The organism is Sulfitobacter sp. HI0040 (genome assembly GCF_001634885.1).
Lineage (GTDB): Bacteria > Pseudomonadota > Alphaproteobacteria > Rhodobacterales > Rhodobacteraceae > Sulfitobacter.
The window spans coordinates 1-5,414 of sequence record NZ_LWEX01000169.1 but is presented as its reverse complement, the minus strand read 5'-3'; the positions used below and the strand labels follow the sequence as shown (position 1 = coordinate 5,414).

At 63.7% G+C, this 5,414-nt stretch carries 7 protein-coding genes; 2 read left to right on the top strand and 5 right to left on the bottom strand.

Features of this window, described 5'->3' with window-relative positions; genetic code table 11:
* From A3728_RS11215 to trpA, 4 genes are all read right to left on the bottom strand, one after another.
* Nucleotides 1-378, bottom strand: a 378-nt coding sequence (locus tag A3728_RS11215) for a 50S ribosomal protein L25 (RefSeq protein ID WP_150120738.1), incomplete at its 3' end; no start/stop codon positions are given.
* A gap of 124 nt (nt 379-502) precedes the next feature.
* On the bottom strand, nt 503-1,129 hold the full coding sequence (locus A3728_RS11210; protein ID WP_067923551.1) for a hypothetical protein: 627 nt from the start codon (nt 1,127-1,129) through the stop codon (nt 503-505).
* Nucleotides 1,130-1,151: 22 nt separating this feature from the next.
* Nucleotides 1,152-2,318 (bottom strand): alpha-hydroxy acid oxidase, encoded by a 1,167-nt coding sequence (locus A3728_RS11205; protein ID WP_067923548.1) that lies wholly within the window; start codon nt 2,316-2,318, stop codon nt 1,152-1,154.
* Between the two features lie 95 nt (nt 2,319-2,413).
* A complete protein-coding gene (gene trpA / locus A3728_RS11200) occupies nt 2,414-3,205 on the bottom strand; it encodes a tryptophan synthase subunit alpha (protein ID WP_067923546.1) in 792 nt (263 codons plus the stop codon).
* Between the two features lie 122 nt (nt 3,206-3,327).
* Between trpA and A3728_RS11195 the strand changes: the two genes are divergently transcribed.
* Together A3728_RS11195 and ychF are read left to right on the top strand one after the other, a co-directional pair.
* Nucleotides 3,328-3,519 carry a hypothetical protein gene (locus A3728_RS11195; protein WP_067923554.1) on the top strand — a complete coding sequence of 64 codons (192 nt, stop codon included), beginning with the start codon at nt 3,328-3,330 and terminating at the stop codon, nt 3,517-3,519.
* A 60-nt stretch (nt 3,520-3,579) separates the two neighbouring features.
* Nucleotides 3,580-4,677 carry a redox-regulated ATPase YchF gene (gene ychF, locus A3728_RS11190; RefSeq protein ID WP_067923543.1) on the top strand — a complete coding sequence of 366 codons (1,098 nt, stop codon included), beginning with the start codon at nt 3,580-3,582 and terminating at the stop codon, nt 4,675-4,677.
* An 87-nt stretch (nt 4,678-4,764) separates the two neighbouring features.
* On the opposite strand, the gene A3728_RS11185 is transcribed toward ychF, so the two are convergent.
* Nucleotides 4,765-5,414, bottom strand: a 650-nt coding sequence (locus A3728_RS11185; protein ID WP_067923540.1) for a substrate-binding domain-containing protein, incomplete at its 5' end; no start/stop codon positions are given.

The following is a 5,414-nucleotide window of genomic DNA, read 5'->3' as shown; positions in this document are numbered from 1 at the left end:
GCCGCCTTTCTTCAGACCGGGGGATTCCTCTTCGCCGGTCACTTCGACGTTGATGAAGAGGTTGATCTTGGTGGTCCGCTTCAGGCGCATGAAATCGACGTGCGTGGGCAGGTCCTTGACCACGTGGCGCTGCACGTCGCGGCAGATCACGCGGACGTCGTCATGGCCGTCGACCTTCAGGTTGAACAGCGTCGCCTTGAACCGGCCAGCGCGCAGCATGGTCAGCAGTTTGTTGAACGGGATGTTGATCGGCAGCGGCTCTTTCTCGCCTCCGAACACGATCCCCGGTACCATGCCGTCACGGCGTGCCTGACGAGCGGCGCCCTTGCCTGTCCCCGTCCGTACCTGGGCTTCAAGATCTGGAATCTCTCCGGCCATTTTAATCTCCAATAAGTTAGGGCGGGACGCCTCCAAGGCTGTCGTCCCACGTGAAGTCGCGCGTATAGTCGCGTTTGGGAAAAGTGGAAAGAGGGTATTTGCCCCCTGCTTGCCCGAAAGCGGCTCAGCCCGCGGGCTTGGGCGTGTGCAGATAACCCCCGGCACTGCGCAGCCGGTCATATAGCGCGAATTCGGCTGCCCGGGCGCTGCGAAGCTGCGCCTCCACCTCTGGCGAGAGGGGGGCGTCGACCTCGGGGGAAACGTTGCGCTGCTTGATCTCGAAATCGTCGCCCAGACGATCGGCCAGGAAGCGGCGAAAGTCGGGCTGGCTCTCATAGGCGAAGAGATGATCGACCAGCACTTCGCCTGTGTCGGAGGTCAGAAACTGGAACTGGCTGCCGATCTGGGCCGCGGGCGGCGGATCGTCAGAGATGACGTGAAGCACATAGTCGTCGAAGCTCATCCCCCGGGTGCTGAGCGGGCTGCCTTCGAGCCGGGGGGCGTTGCGGTAACGGTACCAGCTTCGGATTTGCGTGACCGGATCCCGCATCACGGCGAGCGGTTCGGTCTGCGCGCCGTAGGTTTCCTGCAAAAAGGGGGCGACGCGCGCCCTGTAGCGCTGCGCCGTGACATGTTTGCGGCCCTTGGCAAAGATGATCTCCGCCTTGGGCCGCAGGGCCATTTCCACGGCGGTGGTGCCCGTCTTGGGCGTGGCCAGAAACGCCAGCCGGTGACGCAGGAAAATCAGCATGGGGCAACCATCCCTCGGGCGTTCAATCCTGCCAGTCGCCGCTGAAATCCTTGGGGATCAGCAGGTTGTGACGGCCCAATCGCTGCACCGACGTTTCCCCGCAAAGCGCCATGGTTGTATCCAACTCACGGTGGATAACCTCCAGCGCGCGGGTGACCCCGGCCTGACCCATCGCGCCCAGCCCGTAGATATAGGCGCGACCGATGTAGGTGCCCGTGGCCCCCAGCGCCAGCGCCTTCAGCACGTCCTGACCGGAGCGAATGCCGCTGTCGACATGGACCTCCATCTGATCCCCGACGGCATCCAGAATCATCGGAAGCGCCCGGATCGCGCTCAGTGCGCCGTCTAGTTGGCGCCCGCCATGGTTGCTTACCACGATGGCGTCGGCCCCGACTTCCAGCGCCTTGCGGGCGTCATCGGCATCCAGAATACCCTTGAGGATCACCTTGCCGTCCCATTGCTCTTTCAGCTTGGCGATCTTGGCCCAGTCAAGCGAGGGATCGAACTGCTGCGCCGTCCATGCACCAAGGTCGGTGGCGTCGGATACGCCTTTCACATGGCCAACGATATTGCCGAACTCGCGCCGCTTCGCGCCCAGCATCTCGCGCCCCCAGCCCCATTTGGTGGCGAGGTTGGCAATGGTGCTTGCCGTCAGCTTGGGCGGGGCGGAGAGGCCGTTCTTGATATCGCGGTGCCGTTGGCCGAGGATTTGCAGGTCGAGCGTGATGACCAGCGCGGAGCATTTCGCGTCCTTCGCACGCTGGATCAGCCGCGCCACGAAATCCTCGTCCCGCATGGTATAGAGCTGGAACCAGAAAGGCTTGGTGGTCGCCTCCGCCACATCCTCGATCGAATTGATCGACATGGTGCTGAGCGTATAGGGCACGCCGAAGGCTTCGGCCGCGCGGGCGGCCTTGATCTCGCCATCCGCGTGCTGCATCCCGGTCAACCCGACGGGGGCGAGTGCCACCGGCATCGTCACATCCTGCCCGATCATCCGGGACGCGGTGCTGCGGCCTGACATGTCGACCGCCACGCGCTGGCGCAGGCGAATCTCGTCGAAATTGTCAGAGTTGTCCCGGAACGTCTGTTCCGACCAACTTCCGCTTTCGGTGTAATCGTAGAACATCCGCGGCACGCGCCGCTTGTAGAGACGACGAAGATCTTCGATTTCGGTGATGACGGGCATGCGGTCGGGCCTCCGGCTGCGGCAGTAGAGATTGCTACCGGAGTACTCAATCCGCTGCGAGCGCACAAGCGCGCGCGCGGGCCTGCCAATCGTTCTCAGGCCGAATGCGCGCCTTCGGCCAGTGACGCTACGAAGGCCAGCACGTCCTGCACGCTATCGCCCTGTGCCAGCCGTCCGACGATGGCCGAGCCCACGACGACGCCATCGGCAACTTCGGCGATGGCGCGGCTCTTGTCGGGGGTGTTCACGCCGAACCCCACGATCACGGGCAGGCCGCTCGCATCGCGAATGCGCGTGACCTCCGGTGCGACATCGGCGGCGTCCGCTTCGGCCGACCCGGTGATGCCGGTGATCGAGACATAGTAGACGAAGCCGGAGGTGTTCTGGAGAACGCGGGGTAGGCGCTTGTCATCGGTCGTGGGGGTGGCAAGGCGGATGAAGTTCAGGCCCGCCGCCTGCGCGGGCAGACAAAGCTCGCTGTCCTCCTCCGGCGGCAGGTCCACCACGATCAACCCGTCGATCCCCGCTTCGCGTGCGGCCTTCAAAAAAGCGTCCACGCCCATGGAATAGATGGGATTGTAATAGCCCATCATCACGATGGGTGTGGTGTCGTCATCTTCGCGAAAGCGCCGCGCCAGTTCGAGCGTCTTCTTCAGAGTCATACCCCCTTCGAGCGCGCGTTGTCCGGCCAACTGGATGGTCGGACCGTCCGCCATGGGGTCGGTGAACGGCAGGCCAAGCTCGATAATGTCGACCCCGGCCCCCGGCAGGCCGCGCACCACTTCGAGCGAGGTGTCGAAATCCGGATCGCCCGCCATGACGTAGGAGACGAAGGCCTTGCGACCTTCGGTCTTCAGTTTCGCGAATGTGGCGTCGATACGGGTCATGGGGCTGCCTTTCAAATCTCCGCCCCGCAATGCCGAATGCGGGCGGGAAAATCAATGCACCTTGGCATGATGGGTCGGCTCAGGCCCTTTTCTTTCCCCGCGCCGCACCTATCTTGGCTCGCATGAACTATGTACTCGCGCTTTTCCTGCCTCCGCTGTCGATCCTGCTTACGGGCCGGGTCTTTACCAGCATCATCGTGTTCCTGATCTGGGTGCCTGCCATCATCTTTTCCGGCGGGCTGACCCATCCGATGTTCATCCTGCTGGCGTGGATCCTGATCTACCAGTCGCGCGAAGAGCGCCGGTCGCGCTAAGCCTTGCGCTTGGCCCGCTGAAACCATAGGACGGCGCGAACTTTCCGGAGGACGTGGGTCATGGGTTTCAAGATGGGTATCGTGGGGCTGCCGAACGTCGGCAAATCCACCCTTTTCAACGCGCTGACGCGGACGGCCGCGGCCCAGGCGGCGAACTTCCCCTTTTGCACGATCGAACCCAACGTCGGCGAAGTGGCGGTGCCCGATTCTCGGTTGGACAGGCTCGCCGGGATCGCCAAGTCCAAACAGGTCATTCCCGCCCGCATGACCTTCGTGGATATTGCCGGTCTCGTGAAAGGTGCGAGCAAGGGCGAGGGCTTGGGCAACCAGTTCCTTGCCAATATTCGCGAAGTGGATGCCATCGCCCACGTGCTGCGCTGCTTCGAGGATGACGATGTCACCCATGTCGAGGGGCGCGTCGATCCCGTGGCCGATGCCGAGACGATCGAAACCGAACTGATGCTTGCCGACATTGAAAGCATCGAGAAGCGTTTGCAGAACATCACCCGCAAAGTGCGCGGCGGCGACAAGGAGGCCGTCCAGCAGGAACGCCTGATGCGCGCGGCGCTGGAAGCTCTCGAAGCGGGCCGCCCCGCGCGCACGGTCGAGGTGGACGCCGAGGACGCGAAAGCCTGGCGGATGCTCCAGCTTCTGACGACGAAGCCGGTTCTATACGTCTGCAACGTGGGCGAGGCGGAGGCCGCGGAAGGCAACGCCCTTTCGCAAAAGGTGGCCGAAATGGCCGCGGCGCAGGGCAACTCGCACGTGGTGATCTCCGCACAGATCGAGGAGGAGATCAGTCAGCTCGAACCCGAAGAGGCCGCCATGTTCCTCGAAGAGATGGGCCTGAAGGAAGCCGGGCTCGACCGGCTCATTCGCGCGGGCTACGATCTTTTGCGTCTTGAAACCTATTTCACGGTCGGCCCGAAAGAGGCCCGCGCCTGGACGATCCCCACCGGCACCACCGCGCCCAAGGCCGCGGGCGTCATCCACGGCGATTTCGAAAAGGGCTTCATCCGGGCAGAGACTATCGCCTACGACGATTTCGTCACCCTAGGCGGGGAAGGCCCTGCCAAGGAAGCCGGAAAGATGCGCGCCGAAGGCAAGAGCTATACCGTCAAGGATGGCGACGTGTTGCATTTCCTGTTCAATACCTGAGGTTAGGGCGAATTCGGCGGGACGGATCCGCGATTGGCGGTAGGCCTCCGGGCGTGCCGCCTAGTAGCCAATGGCCCCCCCCGACCCTCACACATCCCCATGGTCCGTCAACGGCCCGATGAGGCTTTCCAGTAACGGGTGCGGGAATGTCCGGGGCGCTGTTACGGCATAGAAGCTCTCGATGATGTCGAGCGGGAAGGGTGCGCTCGCAAGCAGGCCCTGTGCCAATTCGTCCGCCAGAACGACGGCGGGGGTGATGGCGAGGCCGAGGTCGCTGCGGGCGAGCAATCGCACCATCGCCATGTCGTCCACGGTGGCGGCGATCCGGGGCGTGATGCCGAGGCGGGCAACAAGGCTGTCGAACCCCGTTCGGATCGAGCTTTCAGTTGGCAGGATCACGGGCTGGGCACTCAGCAGGTCCGCAAGTGAGCCGTAGGCGAGGCGATGCGCCGTACCATGGATGCCGACCGACTGTTCTGCGATGCGGTGCGCGACAAGCGTGGGGAAGGTGTCCCGGGGCGGCGGATCGGTCAACAGCACCACGTCGAGAGCGAGATCCTCCAACCCGCGCAGCAATGACAGGCTGCTGCCAGAGGATAGAACCAGCTCGGCCTTGGCCGCCAGCGCGGGGCGCAGGAAACGCAGCTGAAAGTTGCGCGAGAGCGTAGAGAGGGCGCCGACCCGAAGCGGCGCATGCGCAGCACCCCCTTCGGTGAGCGTAGCCACGAGGTCATCAC